This is a genomic window from Gordonia sp. J1A (assembly GCF_055393515.1).
In genome coordinates this window covers 929,110-944,822 of the sequence record NZ_AP041607.1, presented here as the reverse complement: position 1 = coordinate 944,822, position 15,713 = coordinate 929,110, and the positions used below count along the sequence as shown (strand labels likewise).

Annotated in this window: 13 protein-coding genes; all 13 read right to left on the bottom strand. The window is 70.0% G+C overall.

The features are described 5' to 3' along the window. Nucleotides 1–85: 85 nt before the first annotated feature. Nucleotides 86–3,238 carry a carboxyl transferase domain-containing protein gene (locus tag ACZ5QD_RS04410; RefSeq protein WP_464367131.1) on the bottom strand — a complete coding sequence of 1,051 codons (3,153 nt, stop codon included), beginning with the start codon at nucleotides 3,236–3,238 and terminating at the stop codon, nucleotides 86–88. Continuing rightward, nucleotides 3,235–4,962, bottom strand: coding sequence for an AMP-binding protein (locus ACZ5QD_RS04405; RefSeq protein ID WP_006896321.1), 1,728 nt, complete (start codon nucleotides 4,960–4,962; stop codon nucleotides 3,235–3,237). Before ACZ5QD_RS04405 ends, ACZ5QD_RS04410 begins: the two co-directional genes overlap by 4 nt. A gap of 31 nt (nucleotides 4,963–4,993) precedes the next feature. Further along, entirely contained in the window at nucleotides 4,994–5,623 is a 630-nt protein-coding gene (locus ACZ5QD_RS04400; RefSeq protein WP_101841579.1) for a TetR/AcrR family transcriptional regulator, read from the bottom strand. 51 nt (nucleotides 5,624–5,674) lie between these two features. Next, nucleotides 5,675–7,060, bottom strand: coding sequence for an MFS transporter (locus ACZ5QD_RS04395; RefSeq protein ID WP_006896318.1), 1,386 nt, complete (start codon nucleotides 7,058–7,060; stop codon nucleotides 5,675–5,677). A 186-nt stretch (nucleotides 7,061–7,246) separates the two neighbouring features. Continuing rightward, entirely contained in the window at nucleotides 7,247–8,362 is a 1,116-nt protein-coding gene (locus ACZ5QD_RS04390; RefSeq protein ID WP_412475677.1) for an acyl-CoA dehydrogenase family protein, read from the bottom strand. Then, nucleotides 8,341–9,531 (bottom strand): acyl-CoA dehydrogenase family protein, encoded by a 1,191-nt coding sequence (locus ACZ5QD_RS04385; RefSeq protein ID WP_412475676.1) that lies wholly within the window; start codon nucleotides 9,529–9,531, stop codon nucleotides 8,341–8,343. The genes ACZ5QD_RS04390 and ACZ5QD_RS04385 overlap by 22 nt, the downstream gene beginning before the upstream one ends. Continuing rightward, nucleotides 9,531–10,751 (bottom strand): acyl-CoA dehydrogenase family protein, encoded by a 1,221-nt coding sequence (locus tag ACZ5QD_RS04380; RefSeq protein WP_006896315.1) that lies wholly within the window; start codon nucleotides 10,749–10,751, stop codon nucleotides 9,531–9,533. The genes ACZ5QD_RS04385 and ACZ5QD_RS04380 overlap by 1 nt, the downstream gene beginning before the upstream one ends. Nucleotide 10,752: 1 nt before the next feature. After that, entirely contained in the window at nucleotides 10,753–11,778 is a 1,026-nt protein-coding gene (locus tag ACZ5QD_RS04375; protein ID WP_062366848.1) for a phosphotransferase family protein, read from the bottom strand. Continuing rightward, nucleotides 11,778–12,230 carry a MaoC family dehydratase gene (locus tag ACZ5QD_RS04370; protein ID WP_045538178.1) on the bottom strand — a complete coding sequence of 151 codons (453 nt, stop codon included), beginning with the start codon at nucleotides 12,228–12,230 and terminating at the stop codon, nucleotides 11,778–11,780. The genes ACZ5QD_RS04375 and ACZ5QD_RS04370 overlap by 1 nt, the downstream gene beginning before the upstream one ends. A gap of 2 nt (nucleotides 12,231–12,232) precedes the next feature. After that, the gene (fabG, locus tag ACZ5QD_RS04365) at nucleotides 12,233–12,988 is read right to left on the bottom strand and encodes a 3-oxoacyl-ACP reductase FabG (RefSeq protein ID WP_006896312.1); all 756 of its coding nucleotides are present in this window, start codon (nucleotides 12,986–12,988) and stop codon (nucleotides 12,233–12,235) included. Continuing rightward, nucleotides 12,985–14,061 (bottom strand): NADPH:quinone oxidoreductase family protein, encoded by a 1,077-nt coding sequence (locus ACZ5QD_RS04360; RefSeq protein WP_412475675.1) that lies wholly within the window; start codon nucleotides 14,059–14,061, stop codon nucleotides 12,985–12,987. Before ACZ5QD_RS04360 ends, fabG begins: the two co-directional genes overlap by 4 nt. Next, nucleotides 14,058–14,888, bottom strand: a complete 831-nt coding sequence (locus ACZ5QD_RS04355) for an SDR family NAD(P)-dependent oxidoreductase (RefSeq protein ID WP_006896310.1) — start codon at nucleotides 14,886–14,888, stop codon at nucleotides 14,058–14,060. Before ACZ5QD_RS04355 ends, ACZ5QD_RS04360 begins: the two co-directional genes overlap by 4 nt. Continuing rightward, nucleotides 14,888–15,655, bottom strand: a complete 768-nt coding sequence (locus ACZ5QD_RS04350) for an SDR family oxidoreductase (RefSeq protein WP_006896309.1) — start codon at nucleotides 15,653–15,655, stop codon at nucleotides 14,888–14,890. Before ACZ5QD_RS04350 ends, ACZ5QD_RS04355 begins: the two co-directional genes overlap by 1 nt. Nucleotides 15,656–15,713 lie beyond the last annotated feature (58 nt).

The following is a 15,713-nucleotide window of genomic DNA, read 5'->3' as shown; positions in this document are numbered from 1 at the left end:
GCCCGGCAGATCGACGAACGCCGGCGAGTCGACCCCCACCCGTCCCGGGCGGCGTCGACTCGCCGGCGTTCTGCGTCGGGCTCCCCTACAGCGTGCGGATCCACGATCTGGTGTCGGCCGGGTCGATCACGTCGTCGAGTTCGAAGGTCGCCGCCGCGCTCAGGGCGCGTCCGCGCGCGTACATCGTCGCGACCAGTCGGTCGTACAGTTCGGTCCGCGCCCCGTCGTCCGGGGCCGCGGCGAGTTCCTTCGAGAAGCCGAGCCGCACGGCGCCCTCCAGACCCATGCCGCCGATCTCACCGGTCGGCCAGGCCACTGTGAACTGCGGCGCCCGGAAGCTCCCGCCCACCATCGCCATCGCGCCGAGTCCGTAGCCCTTGCGCAGGATCACCGCACCGAACGGCACGGTCAGTCGGGCGCCGACCGAGAAGAGGCGGGAGAAGCGGCGCACGGTGGCCTGCTCCTCCGATTCCGGCCCGACCATGAAACCCGGGGTGTCGCAGAACGAGACCACGGGGAGTCCGCGCAGCTGACACAGTTCCAGGAACTCGGCGAGTTTGTCGGCTCCGGCGGCGTCGATCGCGCCGCCGAGATGAAGGCTGCTGTTGGCGACGAATCCGAACGGCCGGCCCTCCACGCGCAGGAAACCGGTGACGATTCCGGGTGCGTGATCCGGGCGCAGTTCCAGAACCGAATCGACGTCCGCGACCGCCCTCACCGCGGCGTGCACGTCGTATGCCCGCAGCCGGTTCTCCGGTACCGCGTGGCGCGCCTGACGCCCGTCGGGGGCGGTCCACTCGTCCACCGCGCCCCGGAAGTAGCCCAGCACCTGCCGAGCGAGCCGGACGGCGTGCGCCTCGTCGTCGGCGACGAGGTCGACCACGCCGTTGCGGCGCTGCACGTCGATCGGGCCGATCGCCTCGGGCGGGTACTCGCCGAGCCCGCCGCCGGAGATCATCGCCGGACCGCCCATGCCGATGTTCGCGTCGCGGGTGGCGATGAGGATGTCGCAGGCGCCCGCCAGAGCCGCGTTGCCCGCGAAACACCGGCCGGACACCACGGCGATCGACGGTGCGCGATCGCGCACGCGGGCCATCGATCGGAAGGTCGACGCATCCAGGCCCGCGACGATGTCGAGGTCGGTGTCGCCCGGACGGCCGCCGCCGCCCTCGGTGAAGAAGACGACGGGGATCTCCCGCTTGAGCGCGATGTCGAGCATGCGATCGGTCTTGGCGTGGTTGCGCCAACCCTGGGTGCCCGCGAGGACGGTGTAGTCGTAGGACATGACCACCGCGGCGGCACGGTCGGCACCGAAGGCGTCGGCGGCGATGGTCGCGATTCCGCCCACCAACCCGTCGGCCGGGGTGTTGGCGATCAGATCGTCCTCCGACCGCCGCGCCTTCTGCGCGGCGATGACGAGCCCGCCGTACTCGACGAAGCTGCCGGGATCGACCAGGTCGGCGATGTTCTCCCGTGCGGAGCGCCTGCCGATCCGATGGCGACGGGCGATCGCATCGGGGCGGGCCTCGTCCCGGGTGAGACGATGCCGTGCGTTCACCTCGTCGAGGTCGGCGCGGTTCCGGTCGAGGTCGTCGGCCGCGGTGTCGGCTGCGCCGCTCGCCGCAGCGTCCGGGCGGTAGACCACCAGAGGGGTGCCCGCGAGCACCGTCGCGCCTTCGGCCGCGAGCACCCGCATCACCCGCACCGAGGTCTCGGCGATCACCTCGTGCTGCATCTTCATCGCTTCGAGTACCGCCAGCGGCTCGCCGGCGGCGACCACGCGTCCCGGTTCGGCGACGTGGATGACGGTGGCGGTCAGCGGCGCGGCCACCGCCTGTTCGTCCTCGTCGAGGTCGGCGGCGACGGTCTGCCGCGCGCCGTCGTCGTCGCACGCGGGCAGCAGGTCGGCGAGCCTGCGGTCGAGGAAGCCGGTGTCGACCGGCCCCTGAGCGAACTCGGCGTCCGCGAGGATCGCCCGCAGCAGCCCGATGTTGGTCTGCGGCCCGTCGATGACGAACTCCGACAGCGCGCGGTCGGCTTTCGCGCAGGCCGACGAGAGAGTCGGCGCGCGGACGATGACCTTGGCGAGCAGGGAGTCGTACCGCAACGAGGTCTCCAGGCCGGGCGCGCCAAAGGTGTCGACGCGGACGCCGGGTCCGGTCGGCGGCGTGAAGGCGTCGAGCCTGCCCGCTGTCGGCATCGCCGAACCGTCGGCGCTCATCGTCTCGAGGTTGACGCGCATCTGCACCGCGCAGGCAGTCGTGGGCGGGATCGTGGCCAGACCGCAATCGGCGAGCCGGCCCCCGCCGGCCAGGGTCAGTCCGATCGCCACCAGATCCAGACCGGTGACCTCCTCGGTGACCGTGTGTTCCACCTGGATGCGGGGATTCACTTCGAGGAACACCGCGCGCGACCCCTGCACCAGGAACTCGACCGTCGCGAGCCCGCGGTACCCGGCCGCCGCGACCAGTCGCGCGGCGTCGTCGTGCAACCGAGTGCGCAAGCCGTCGCCCAGTCCCGGTGCGGGCGCCACCTCGATGAGTTTCTGTCGACGGCGCTGGACGCTGCAGTCGCGGTCGCCGACCGCCACCGCCTCAGCGCCGTCGCCGACCACCTGCACCTCGATGTGCCGACCGCCGGTGAGGAGTTCCTCGGCGAACACCCGCCCGTCGCCGAATCCGAGTTCGGCCTCGGCGACCGCGGACCGGAACGCGGCGTCCAGATCGGCGTCGCCGGTAACGGGACGCATCCCGCGCCCTCCGCCGCCGGCGAGCGCCTTGAGCATCACACCGCCGGGGCATCGTCCCGCGAACTCCCTGATCCGCGCGAGATCGGCGGCGCCGTCGGTCGCGGCGAGCACATCGAGCCCGCATTCGACGGCGGCCGCGCGCGCGGCCTGCTTGTCGCCGAAACGCCGCAGTACCTCGGGTGCGGGGCCCGCGAACGTGATGCCCGCGTCCGCGCACGCCTGCGCGAAGTCGGCGTTCTCCGACAGGAAGCCGTAACCCGGATGCACGGTGTCGGCACCCGTCCGGATCGCGGCGCTGCACACCGCGTCGATGTCGAGATACGCGGCCGGGCCCTCACCGGGCAGTCCGACGGCCTCGTCGGCGGCGGCGACGTGCGGTGTGGCGGCGTCGTCCGGTGCGTACACCGCGACGGTGTACACGCCCATCTCGCGGGCGGTGCGGATGATGCGCAGGGCGATCTCGCCCCGATTGGCGATCAGCAGCTTCATGCCGCGCCCCCGGTCGTCGCCGCGGCGCGCTCGAGGAGTTCGCCCTTGCGGACCTTGCCGGTGGCCGTCATCGGCAGCGCGTCGACGACGATCACCTCCGGCACCTTGTAGGTCGCGAGGTTCTCCCTCGCCCAGGCCACCAGCGACCGCTCGTCCGGGCCGTTCTCGGTGACCACGACGAAGGCGACCGGGACCTGCCCCCTGTCGGGGTCCGGCCGAGGAACCACCGAGATCGCCTCGATCCCCTCGTGGCGGCGCATCAGTGCCTCGACCTCCGACGGGAACACACTCATGCCGTTGATCTTGATCATCTCCTTGGTCCGCGCCAGGTAGTGCAGCGCACCCCACTCGTCGAAGCGGCCGAGGTCGCCCGTGTACAGCCACCCGTCGCGGAGCGCGTCGGCGGTGGCCCGGGGATCGTCGAGGTAACCGCTCAGGATCGACGGACTCCGGACGATGATCTGGCCGACCTCGCCGACCGGCAGCGGACGGCCGTCGTCGTCGACGACCAGGATGTCGGTTCCGGGAACCGGCAGACCGCAGAACACCGGATCGGCGAGCAGATCGCGGTCGCCGTCCTGGAAGCCGAGGGTGAACGTGTCGGCGGTGTGCGTCTCGGTCATGCCGTAAGAGGCCTCGCGCAGGACCGATCCGACCGCGGCCCGCCATCGGGCCCGGATCGGCGGATCGAGCCGGGTCACGAACGACACGGCGAGAGTGGACCTCAATGAGCGCAGCGCAGCCGGGTCCAGGCCGGGCAGGTCGAGGATCTCCAGGTAACTGTCGACGGTGGCCACGAGGTCGGTGACACCGTAGGCGGCCACCTGGTCGACGACCGTTGCGGCGTCCCACCGGGTCAGCAGCACCACCCTTTGGCCGTTGATCAGCGGCTTGATGATGCCGAAGTCCTCGCCGGCGATCCAGAAGACGGGCAGGAAGTTCATCGAGACCGCGTCCGCATCGCCCAGGCCGGTTCCGCCGGCGAGGGTGGCCGTGGCGGCCGTGTACGCCATGTGCCGCTGCGTGTGTTCGCACCCCTTCGGCATACCGGTGGTGCCGCCCGTGTAGTTCAACGCCGCGAGCACGTCCGGATCGGCCGGGCGCACCTGCGCGCGCGGGGCGCGCATGATCTCGGCCCAGTCCGACGCGGTCGACGACGGATGTGCGCGCATGTCGTCCAGTGCCGTCGTCGCGACCAGTCGCACCGGGGTGCGGGCACGCACCGACTCGACGAGGTCGCGCTGCTCGGGTGAGGTGAGCAGCACCGTCACGTTCGCATCCGTGAGCTCGTGCTCGAGCTCGAAGCCTTTGAACAGCGGGTTCACCGGAACATGGACAGCGCCGAGCTTGAGCACGCCGAGCATCGCGATGTGGAACTGCGGGCAGTTGGCGAGGTGGATTCCGACCCGGTCCCCCGCCCGAACGCCCACCGACTCGAGCCAACCCGCGAACCGGTCCGAGAACTCGTCGTACTCCGCATAGGAGACGTCGCGGTCGTAGAAGGTGATCGCCGGCGCGTCGGGACGGAGTGCGGCCCAATGCCGCAGGTGGTCGACCATCGTCGGACGTCCGGCCGGGTACTCGAATTCTCGGGGCACGGCGGCAGGCCAATTCGCCAGCTGCCGGGCCGCGAGCTCCGCGGCCGCCGCCTCGAGAACCGCTGCCGGTGGCGTCTGTGTGCTGTCGGTGGCCCGGACGTCAGCCGGCGTGCTCTGTGGGGACATGGGTGGAACTGCTCCTGTTCGGGGTGGCCCGCTACGGGGCCGGGTGGTCGTCGGTCAGTCCGAGCAGACGCTCGGTGACCGCGATGATGTCGAGGACGAACCGCTCCTTGGCCTCCTCATCCGCCCCGGCGAGCCGCTTGGCGCCGTGGTGGATGGCGTCGCCGATGATCTGCACCAGTCGTTCCGGCTCGATCGCCGGATCGAGGGTTCCGCCGGGAAGGTTCCGGAGGAATCGCGCGTAACCGCGGATCCGGCGGTCGGCTCCCGAGGTCCAGATCTCGGCGACCTCCGGCCGCACCGACGCGGTGACGTCGATCAGCCCGACGATGCCGCCCATCGAGAAGATGGCGTCCAGGTACGCGCGAGTGGTCGCGGCGAGGATCTCGCGTGCACCGGCGTCCTCCAGCCCGGTGAGGCTCTGCGTCACGTTCAGCTCGTCTGCCAGCTTCTCCACCAGGGCCAGGAAGACCTCGTCCTTCGATCGGAAGTAGGCGTAGAACGTGGGGCGCGAGGTGTGCGCGCGGTTCGCGATCATCTCGACGGTGACCGCGGAGTAGCCGAACTCGTCGAAGCACTCGGCGGCGGCGGCGAGGAGTTGGTTGCGGCGGGCTGCTCCGGCGTCCTTGCGGCTGGCACGGGCACGCTCTTGAGTGGTGCTCACTGTGACAGTCTGCTGTGACACGGTCGGCCTTTCAAGGACGCCGGAGCGCCGTCAAGCGGCGGCCGGCACGCCCGGCACCGCCTCCGGATCGGTGCGGACGGCCGCACCGTTGGTCTCCGGCAGCCGCCAGGCGCAGACCACGGTGACCAGTGCCATCGCCGCCAGATAGATCGACACTCCGGTGGTCGACGCCGTCTCGGCGATGATCCAGGTCATGACGAGCGGGGCGACGCCGGAGACGGCGACGGCGGCGATCTGGTAGCCGAGTGAGGCGCCGGAGTAGCGCAGCCGGGGCTCGAACAGTTCGGCCATGAAGGCGGCGAGCGGTCCGTACGTCAACGCCTGCCCGATGCTGCTGATCATCATCGCGAAGAAGAGGAGAACGCCCGATGCGGAGTTCGCGAGCCAGAAGAACGGGAACGCCCACAGGAGCAGCACGCCGCCGCCGAGCAGGATCAACGGTCGGCGGCCGATCGAATCGGACGCCTTACCCGCCCACGCGATCACCACGGGCATCAGGACGGAGACCACCATGATGGCGGCGAGGACGGTGGTCCGGTCCATGCCGAGGCCGTTGTCCGCCGCGGACTTGGTGCCGTAGGCCAGGAATCCGGCGATCGCCACATAGAAGGCCGAGTTGGTCGCTGCCAGCAGCCCCGCGCCGAGCAGGATCTTGCGCCAGTGGAAGCGGATGGCCTCCGACAGCGGTGCCTGGGCGATCTGTTCGGTATCGCGCCTGGCCGCGGCGGTCTCCTGCAGTCGACGGAACTCCGGTGAGTCCTCGACCTTGAAGTGGATGTACAGCACCAGCGGGATGAGGGCGGCACTGGCCCAGAACGGGATCCGCCAGCCCCAGCTCAGGAAGGCCGCATCCGACGTCGAGGCGTTGACGATGATCATCGCCAGGTTGCCCATCACCAGACCCAGCGGCACTCCCATCTGACCGAACGTCCCGGCGAATCCGCGGCGCTTGGGGCCTGCCGATTCGGTGAGCAGCAGGACGATGCCGCCCCACTGGCCGCCGCACGCGAGCCCCTGGATGAATCGCAGGGTCACGAGGAGGATCGGCGCGGCCGAGCCGATCGCGGCCGCCGACGGCAGGCATCCGATCAGGAAGGTCGCCAGTCCCATCGAGATCAGGCAGGCCAGGACCATCGGCTTGCGGCCGATCCTGTCGCCGAAGTGGCCGGCGAGGATGCCGCCCAGCGGGCGGGCGATGAATCCGACCGCGAAGGTGCTGAACGCGAGCAGGGTGCCGACCAGCGCCGAGGCGTCCGGGAAGAAGATCTTCGGAAAGACGAGCGCCGCTGCGGTGCCGTAGACGAAGAAGTCGTACCACTCGATGGAGCTTCCGAACAGACCGGCGGCCAGCAGTTTGCGGTGCGCGGACAGTTCCTCGGTCCCCTGCGCTGCCACCGCACCAGTTGGATTTCTCATGACCCTCCTCGGCCTCGAAGTGTGATGCGTGACACTCATCATGCTTTACATTGACGTCAACGTCAATGCCTGAACGCCCAGCGCGAGCGTCCGAGGAGACGACCGTCGTGCACAGCTAGAACGCGCCGTCGGCGGACGTGGTCACGTCCGCCGACGGCGCGTCTCGTCGCCTCCGGTTCGCCGAGGTCAGGCGGGCAGATCGGCGAGGATCGTCAGCGCCGCCCGATGCCGTCCGGGAGTACCGAGAGCGATCTGATCGGCTTTCGCCCGCTTGAGGTAGAGGTGCGCGGGATGCTCCCAGGTCATTCCGATGCCGCCGTGCAACTGGACGGCTTCCTCGGCGGCCCGGACGGCGTGGTCGCCGCAGTAGGCCGCCGCGACCGCCGTCGTCAGCGCCGACTCGTCAGAGTCCACTCCGAGATCGGTCGAGACGACCGCAGCTGCGCGCGCCGCCGCCGAGGCCTGTTCGGTGTCCGCGTACAGGTCCGCCAGCCGGTGCTTGATCGCCTGGAAGCCACCGACGACGCGCCCGAACTGGCGTCGCTGCCTCAGGTAAGCCACGGTTTCGGTGACACACCACCGCGCGATGCCCGCTTGTTCGGACGCCAGCAGGGCCGCGCCCATCGCGAGACCGGAGCGGACCGCCGCCGCGCCGTCGTCCGACACACGCCTCCCCTCGGCCCCGTCGAACTCGAGGTCGCTGACCGGTCGGGTCATGTCGAGCGACGTGACCGGCGTGACCACGACCGACTCCGACGGCACCGCATACAGGGCGCCGTCCGAACCGGGAACCAGGAAGACATGGGCGTCCTCGGCGCCGGCCACGCTCTGCACCCGCCCGGACAGGCGCGCGTCGGCCGCCGCCACCCTCGCGATGACCGAATACGGATCGGCGGAGAACGGGACGGCGAGCGCGGCGACGACGGATCCGTCGGCCAGCCCCGGGAGCAGTTCGGTGTCGCCCGCCTCCTCGAGCACGGTGGTCGCGATCACGGCGCTGGTGAGCATCGGGGTGTGCGCCGGTATCGCACCGAGTTCCTCGAGGACCACCGCCGCCACCGCCGGGGTGGCTCCGGCACCGCCGTGCTGCTCACCGATCGACAGGCCCGCGAGCCCCAGTCCGGCCATCTCCCGCCAGAGGTCGGGCGGCGCGGCGCCGTCGTAGGCGGCGATGAGGGCGTCCGTGCTGACTCGCCGGGACAGCAGATCGCGCACGGCGGCCCGCAGATCCTCCTCCGCCTCGTCGGTCACCAGGTGCGGCACGTAGTCCGCCGCGACGCTCATCTCGGCACGTCCTTCCATGGAATGTCCTTGTCGACTCGGTGTTCGGGCGGCAGTCCGAGGATGCGTTCGGCCACGATGTTGCGCAGGATCTCCGATGTCCCGCCCTCGATCGAGTTGCCCTTGGCTCGCAGGTACCGGTAGCCCGCGTCGCGGCCGAAGAAGTCGACGCGCTGCGGCCGGACCATCGTCCAATCCGAGTAGCGCAGTCCCTCGGCGCCGAGGATCTCCAGTTCCAGCCCGGACAGTTCCTGGTTGATGCGTGCGAACGAGAGTTTCATCGCCGCTCCCTCCGGACCGGGCTGCCCGGAGGCGAGCTTCTGGCCGAGCCGGACGCCGGTGAGACGAGCCACCTCGGAATCGACCCAGAGCTTCAGCAGTTCGCCGTGCAGTTCCGGGGTACGCAGGTCGGGGCGGTCGCGCCAGGTCCGCGCGACCACGCCGATCATCCCGTCCTCACGCCGGGCGGCCCGGCCCCCGATCGCCACCCGTTCGTTGTTCAGGGTCGCATTGGCGACTTCCCAGCCCTGACCGATCTCCCCCAGCCGCTGGCTGTCCGGGATGCGCACGTCGGTGAGGAAGACCTCGTTGAACTCCGCCTCGCCGGTGATCTGGCGCAGCGGCCGGACGTCGACGCCGGGGTCGGTCATATCGCACAGGAAGTACGTCAGTCCGCGGTGCTTGGGCACATCGCCGTCGGTGCGGGCGACGAGGATCGCCATTCGGGCGTTGTGCGCGCCCGAGGTCCACACCTTCTGCCCGTTCACCACCCACTCGTCGCCGTCGCGGACGGCTCGGGTGGCCATGGCCGCCAGGTCGGAGCCGGCCCCGGGTTCGCTGAACAGCTGGCACCACACCTCCTCGCCGGTCCAGAGCGGGCGCAGGTAGCGGTCGAGCTGCTCGGGTGTGCCGTAGCGCAGGATCGTCGGCGCGGCCATGCCCAGGCCGATGCCGTTGACCTCGCTCCGGTTTCCGGGTGCGCCGGCCTCCGCGAAGAGTCGGTCCACCTCGGGCTGAAGCGACCGCGACAGCCCCAGTCCGCCGCGGCCCACCGGGTACGCCACCCAGGCCAGACCCGCGTCGTACCGGGCTCGGAGGAACTCCAGCGGATCGGTGGTCGCGGGATCGTGTGCGGCCAGGAAGTCCGCCACCGTCCGCGCGAGATCGGCCGCCGCGGTCGCCTCCGTCATCAGCGAGTCCCCTGCCTGCGGAGTTCGGCGCGCGCGAGGGAATTCTTGTGCACCTCGTCCGGACCGTCGGCGAACCGCAGCGTCCGGATGCCCGCGATGTAGTTGGCGAGCGGGAAGTCCTGGGAGAGTCCGCCGGCGCCGTGCGTCTGAATCGCCTTGTCCAGGATCCACTCGACCGTCGACGGGGTGGCGATCTTGATGGCCTGGATCTCGGTGTGGGCGCCGCGGTTGCCGACGGTGTCCATCAGCCACGCGGTCTTCAGGACCAACAGCCGCAACTGCTCGATCTTGACCCGCGATTCGGCGATCCAGTTGCGGATCACACCTTGTTCGGCGAGCGGTTTGCCGAAGGCGACGCGGCTCGCGGCTCGCCGGCACATCATCTCCAGCGCACGCTCGGCCATGCCGATCGACCGCATGCAGTGGTGGATGCGGCCCGGTCCGAGCCGGCCCTGAGCGATGGCGAATCCGTCGCCCTCCGCCCCGATCAGGTTCGCCGCCGGGACGCGCACGTCGGTGAACCGCAGTTCGGCGTGGCCGCCGTGATCGTGGTCGTCGTAGCCGAGCACGTGCATCCCGCGCACCACCTCGAAGCCCGGGGTGTCGCGCTCGACGAGGATCATCGACTGCTGCGCGTGCCGCTCCGCGGACGGATCGGTCTTCCCCATCACGATGAAGATCTTCGCGTTGGGGCTCATGGCACCGGTGATCCACCATTTGCGCCCGTTGATGACGTACTCGTCACCGTCGCGGACGATCGACAGTTCGATGTTGGTCGCGTCCGAGCTGGCGACATCCGGCTCGGTCATCGCGAACGCCGAGCGGATCTCGCCGTTGAGCAGCGGGGTCAGCCATTTGCGCTGCTGCTCGGCGTTCGCGTACTGGGCCAGGACCTCCATGTTGCCGGTGTCGGGCGCGGCACAGTTGAGTGCGGCGGGGGCCAGCCCGGGGCTGCGGCCGGTGATCTCCGCCAGCGGCGCGTACTGCAGATTGGTCAGTCCCGCCCCGTGTTCGCCCGGCAGGAACAGATTCCACAGTCCGCGCCTGCGGGCCTCGGCCCGCAGTTCGGCGAGGACCGGCACGCTGTCCCAATCCCACGGGTCCTCGAGCGCGGCCAGCTGCTCGGCGAACACCGGCTCGGCCGGGTACACGAACTGATCCATGAACTCCAGGAGGTTCTCCCGCAGTTCCTCGGTCTTCGCGTCGAACTCGAAATCCATCTCAGCTCTCCTTCAGAGCGTCCAGGCCCGCGTTCAGCAGCGGACCCACGGCCTGTCCGGCGTCGGCGAATCCTTCGCCGACCGTCTGACCGTTGACGTAGCGGTAGTGAATGCCCTCGACGATCCCGGCCAGCTTGAAGCAGCCGAACGCGAGGTAGAACCCGAAGTCCGAGAGGTCACGGCCGGACTCGGCGGAATAGCGCGCGAGGACCTCGTCCTCGGTGAGGAAGCCGGGCGCCAGCGAGACGTCGGTGACGCCGCCGCCCGCAGCACCGAGACGGTGGTAGACGCACATCAGCGCCAGATCGGTGAGCGAGTCCCCGATCGTCGACAGTTCCCAGTCGAGCACCGCCCGGGCCTGATCGGCGTCGTCGACGAGCACGTTGTCGAGGCGGTAGTCGCCGTGGACGATGCCCGGGGCGGCGTCGGCGGGTACCCGCTCGGCCAGCAGCCCGTGCAGTCGCTGCATGTCCGGGAGGTCGCGGGTGTGCGCGGCGTCGAACTGTTTGCGCCACCGCGCGACCTGCCGGGCCAGAAACCCTTCGGGACGGCCGAAGTCGCCCAGTCCCACCTCGGCCGGATCCACGCGGTGCAGAGCGGCCAGCGTGTCGACGAGCCGCTCGGAGATCGCACGGGTGCGGCTGCTGCCCAGCTCGGCCAGTTCGGCGGCCTTACGGTAGGGAGTCCCGTCGACGGCCTCCATGACATAGAACCGCGCGCCGAGCAGGTCGGTGTCGTCGCAGATCGCGTACATCCGCGGCACGGGCACCTCCGTCGGCGCCAGCGCCGACATCATCGTGTACTCGCGTCCCATGTCGTGCGCCGTCGCCAGCAGCTTGCCGACGGGCGGGCGGCGCAGTATCCAGCGGTTGTCTCCGTCCGTGAGACGGTAGGTGAGGTTCGACTTGCCGCCGGCGATCAGCTCCGCGTCGAGCGCGCCGTCGATCGGGCCGACGTTCTCGATGAACCACGGAGTCAGCCGGGCCAGATCGAGACCGGGCAATTCGCGTGAACCGGTGGCCGCCATCAGAACACCAGCACCGAGACGGTCTCCGCGATGCACACCGGCTTCTCGCCGCCGTCGATCTCGATGGTGACCTTCTCGACCACCTGCTGACCGGCCGAACTCGCCTTCACCTCGACGAGTTCGAAGCCGGCCCGTACCTTCGATCCGACCGGGACGGGCGCGGGGAACCGCACCTTGTCGGTGCCGTAGTTGACGCCCATCGTGGTTCCGACCGCACGCCAGGCGCTCTGGCGCAGCACCGGAATCAATGACAGGGTCAGATAGCCGTGTGCGATGGTGGTGCCGAAGGGTCCCTTCGCGGCCCTCTCCGGGTCGACGTGGATCCACTGGTGGTCACCGGTGGCGTCGGCGAACAGGTTCACCTTCTCCTGAGTCACCTCGTACCAGTCGGAGTAGCCCAGATGCGTTCCGACGGCGGCGACGAGGTCTTCGGCACTGTTGATCTCGATCATCGTCAGGCCTTCGGTCCGCCGGCGACGTAGATGACCTGACCGGAGACGAAGCCGGCGCCTTCGCTCGCGAAGAAGCTCACGGTGTGCGCGATGTCGGCGGGCTCGCCCACGCGCTGGACCGGGATCTCCTTGGCCGCGGCGGTCTTGAAGTCGTCGAAGGAGACGCCGATGCGCTCGGCGGTCGCTGCGGTCATATCGGTCGCGATGAATCCCGGAGCGATCGCGTTGGCGGTGACGCCGAAGCGGCCCAGTTCCAGCGCCAGGGTCTTGGTGAAGCCCTGCATCCCCGCCTTGGCCGCCGAGTAGTTGGCCTGGCCGCGGTTGCCGAGCGCCGAGGTGCTCGACAGGTTCACGATGCGCCCCCAGCCCTCCTTGGTCTGGTACTGCTGCACCTCGCGCGACATCAGGAAGGCACCGCGCAGGTGCACCGCCATCACCGAGTCCCAGTCGGAGACGCTCATCTTGAACAGCAGGTTGTCGCGGATGATGCCCGCATTGTTGACCAGGATCGTCGGCGGCCCGAGTTCGGCCGCGACCCGGCTGACGCCGGCCTCCACCTTGACTTCGTCCGAGACGTCGACGCCCACACCGATCGCTCTGCCGCCGGCGGCGGTGATCTCGTCGGCGACGCTCTGGCAGGCCGCTTCGTCGAGATCGAAAACGGCCACGGCGTGACCGTCGTCGGCCAGACGGCGCGCCACCTGGGCACCGATGCCTCGAGCGGCGCCGGTCACGATCGCAATGCGCTGGGTGGTCATAGAGTTCTCTCCTTCGAGGACGTACTTGATTCGGATGTGCGGGATTCGGGTGTGCGGAATCGGGCGGAGCGGCCGGTGAGTCCGCTCGGGGTGGCCTGATACGCCACGCGTCCGACGGTATTGCCGTCGGCGAGCCGTTGCAGGCCGTCGGGGATTTCCTCCAGTGGCAGCCGCTCACTGACGAGGGGCGCGATGGCTCCGGAGTCGGCGAGCGCGGTGAGCTCGGCGTGGCATTCGCGGACGAGGTCGGGCGCGTACCTGTTGTACAGACCCCAGTGCAGACCGACCACCGAGTAGTTCTTGATGAGCGCGTGGTTCAGCGCCGTCTCGGTGATGGTGCCGCCGGCGAAGCCGATCACCAGGATCCGCCCCTCGAATGCGATGCACTTGGTGGACCGCAGGTAGGTGTCGCCGCCGACGGGATCGTAGATCACGTCGGCGCCGCGACCGCCGGTTTCGGACTTGACGACCTCGACGAAGTCTTCCGCGTGCCGGTCCACCACGACATCGGCGCCGAGCGCGCGAGCGACCCCGGCCTTGGCCGATCCACCGACCACGCCGATCACCTTCGCGCCGGCGGCCTTGCCCAGTTGAATCGCGGCACTGCCGACCCCGCCGGCCGCGGCGTGCACCAGCAGGGTCTCCCCCGGTTGGAGCCGGGCTCGACGGTGCAGTCCGAACCAGCCGGTCTGGTACCCGATGAACAGCGACGAGGCCTGCGCATCGTCCAGGGACTCCGGCGCCGGGAAGGTCTCGGCGGCGGCCATCACCGCGTACTCGCCGAAACCGCCGTACGGCAGCACCGCGCCGCCGAGCACCCGGTCGCCGACCGACAGCCCGGCGACGCCCTCACCGAGCGCGGTCACCTCACCGCACAGTTCCACTCCCGGGGTGAACGGCAGTTCCGGCCGCACCTGATAGAGCCCGCGGCACATGAGGACGTCCGGGAAGTTCGCCGCGGAGGCGAGTACCCGCACCACCACCTGCCCCGGTCCCGGCTCCGGGAGGTCGACGTCGGCGAGGTGCAGCACCTCAGAGGGCTCGCCGAGCCGTTGCACCCGCCACGCCTTCATCGCGGCTCTCCCGCGGACCGGGCCGAGTCGAGCCTGCGCTGCAGTTTGTTCATGCCCGCGAGCCAGCGGTCGGTGTCGCCGGCCCTCGCCCGGTAGTAGCCGGACACCTCGGGGTGCGGCAGGATCAGGAAGTCGTCGCCGTCGAGGGCCGCCTCGACCGCCGCCGCCACGTCGTCCACGGAGAGTGCGACGTCATGGCTGAGCAGTTCTTCGAGGGGCCCGGACTGATCGAGCATCCGGGTGCGCACGCCCTGCGGACAGATCGCCTGCACCACGACTCCTCGATGCCGATAGGTCGCCGACAGCCATTCGGCGAAGGCGACGGCGCCGTGTTTGGTCACCGAATACGCGGGAGCGCCGAGCATGGTCAGCAGCCCGGCCGCCGAAGCGGTGACGACGAACCGTCCGCCGCCGCGCTCGATCCACTCCGGGACGAGCCGGCGCGCCGCGTGCACGTGCGCGAGCACGTTGACATTCCACGAGAGCTCCCAGTCGGCGTCGTCGGCCTCGAGCCCGCGCCCTCGGTCGACTCCCGCGTTGGCGAACCACGCGTCGATCGGACCGTAGGCTTCGCGGGCCGTCGCGATCAGGGCGTCCACGCCGTCCTGCGACGCGGCGTCGCCCGGTGCGGCCACCGCGGTTCCGCCCGCGCCCGCGATCGACGCCACCGTGCGTTCGGCGCCCTGCGCATCGAGATCGGCCACCACCACCCGAGCGCCCCGCGCACCCATTGCGACGGCGAGCCCGGCGCCGATGCCGTTGCCCGCTCCGGTGACGACGACCGTCTTACCGGCCGGATCGAAGGCCGCCGGGTCCGCGCCGCTCATCAGGCGCCGCCGCCGAGGAGCACGCCGCCGTCCACGACGAGCGTCTGTCCGGTCATCCAGCCCGCGTCGGCCGACAGCAGGAAGGCCACCACCGAACCGATGTCGTCCGGCTCCCCCAATCGCTTGAGCGGGTACGCCGAGGCGACCTGCTCCTCGCGACCCTCGTAGAGGGCGGTGGCGAACCGCGTCTTCACCACCGCCGGAGCCACCGCGTTGACCCTGATGTTCGGTCCGAGCTCCCACGCGAGCTCTTCGGTGAGATGGATGACCGCGGCCTTCGACACCCCGTAGAAGGCGATGCCCGGTGCGGGGCGCAGACCCGCGATGGAGGCGACGTTGACGATCGCACCGCCGTGCTCGCCCTGCCAGGCCCGGTTGACCGCCTGCGCCCAGCGCAGCGCCGAGATGACGTTGACGTCCATGATCTTGCGTGCGGCCTCGGGATCGATGTCCATCAGCGGTCCGTAGACCGGGTTGATACCGGTGTTGTTGACGAGCAGATCCGCACTGCCGAAGCGCTCGACGGTCTTCGCCACCGCATCGGCCTGATGGTCGGGGTCGTCGCCGCGACCGGGTACCGCGAGTGCCACGTCCGCACCGCCGAGCCGTTCGACGGCGTCGTCGAGGGCCTCCTTCTTGCGAGCGGTGATCGTGACCTTGGCGCCTTCGGCGATCAGCCGCTCGGCGATCGCGAACCCGATGCCGCGGCTGGCGCCCGTCACGATGGCCGTCTGGCCCTTGAAGCGCTGAGGATCGATCTGTGCCACGGAGTCTCCTTGTCATGAACTGCGGTGAACTCTGACTAAGCGCTTGCTTAGCTGTTAC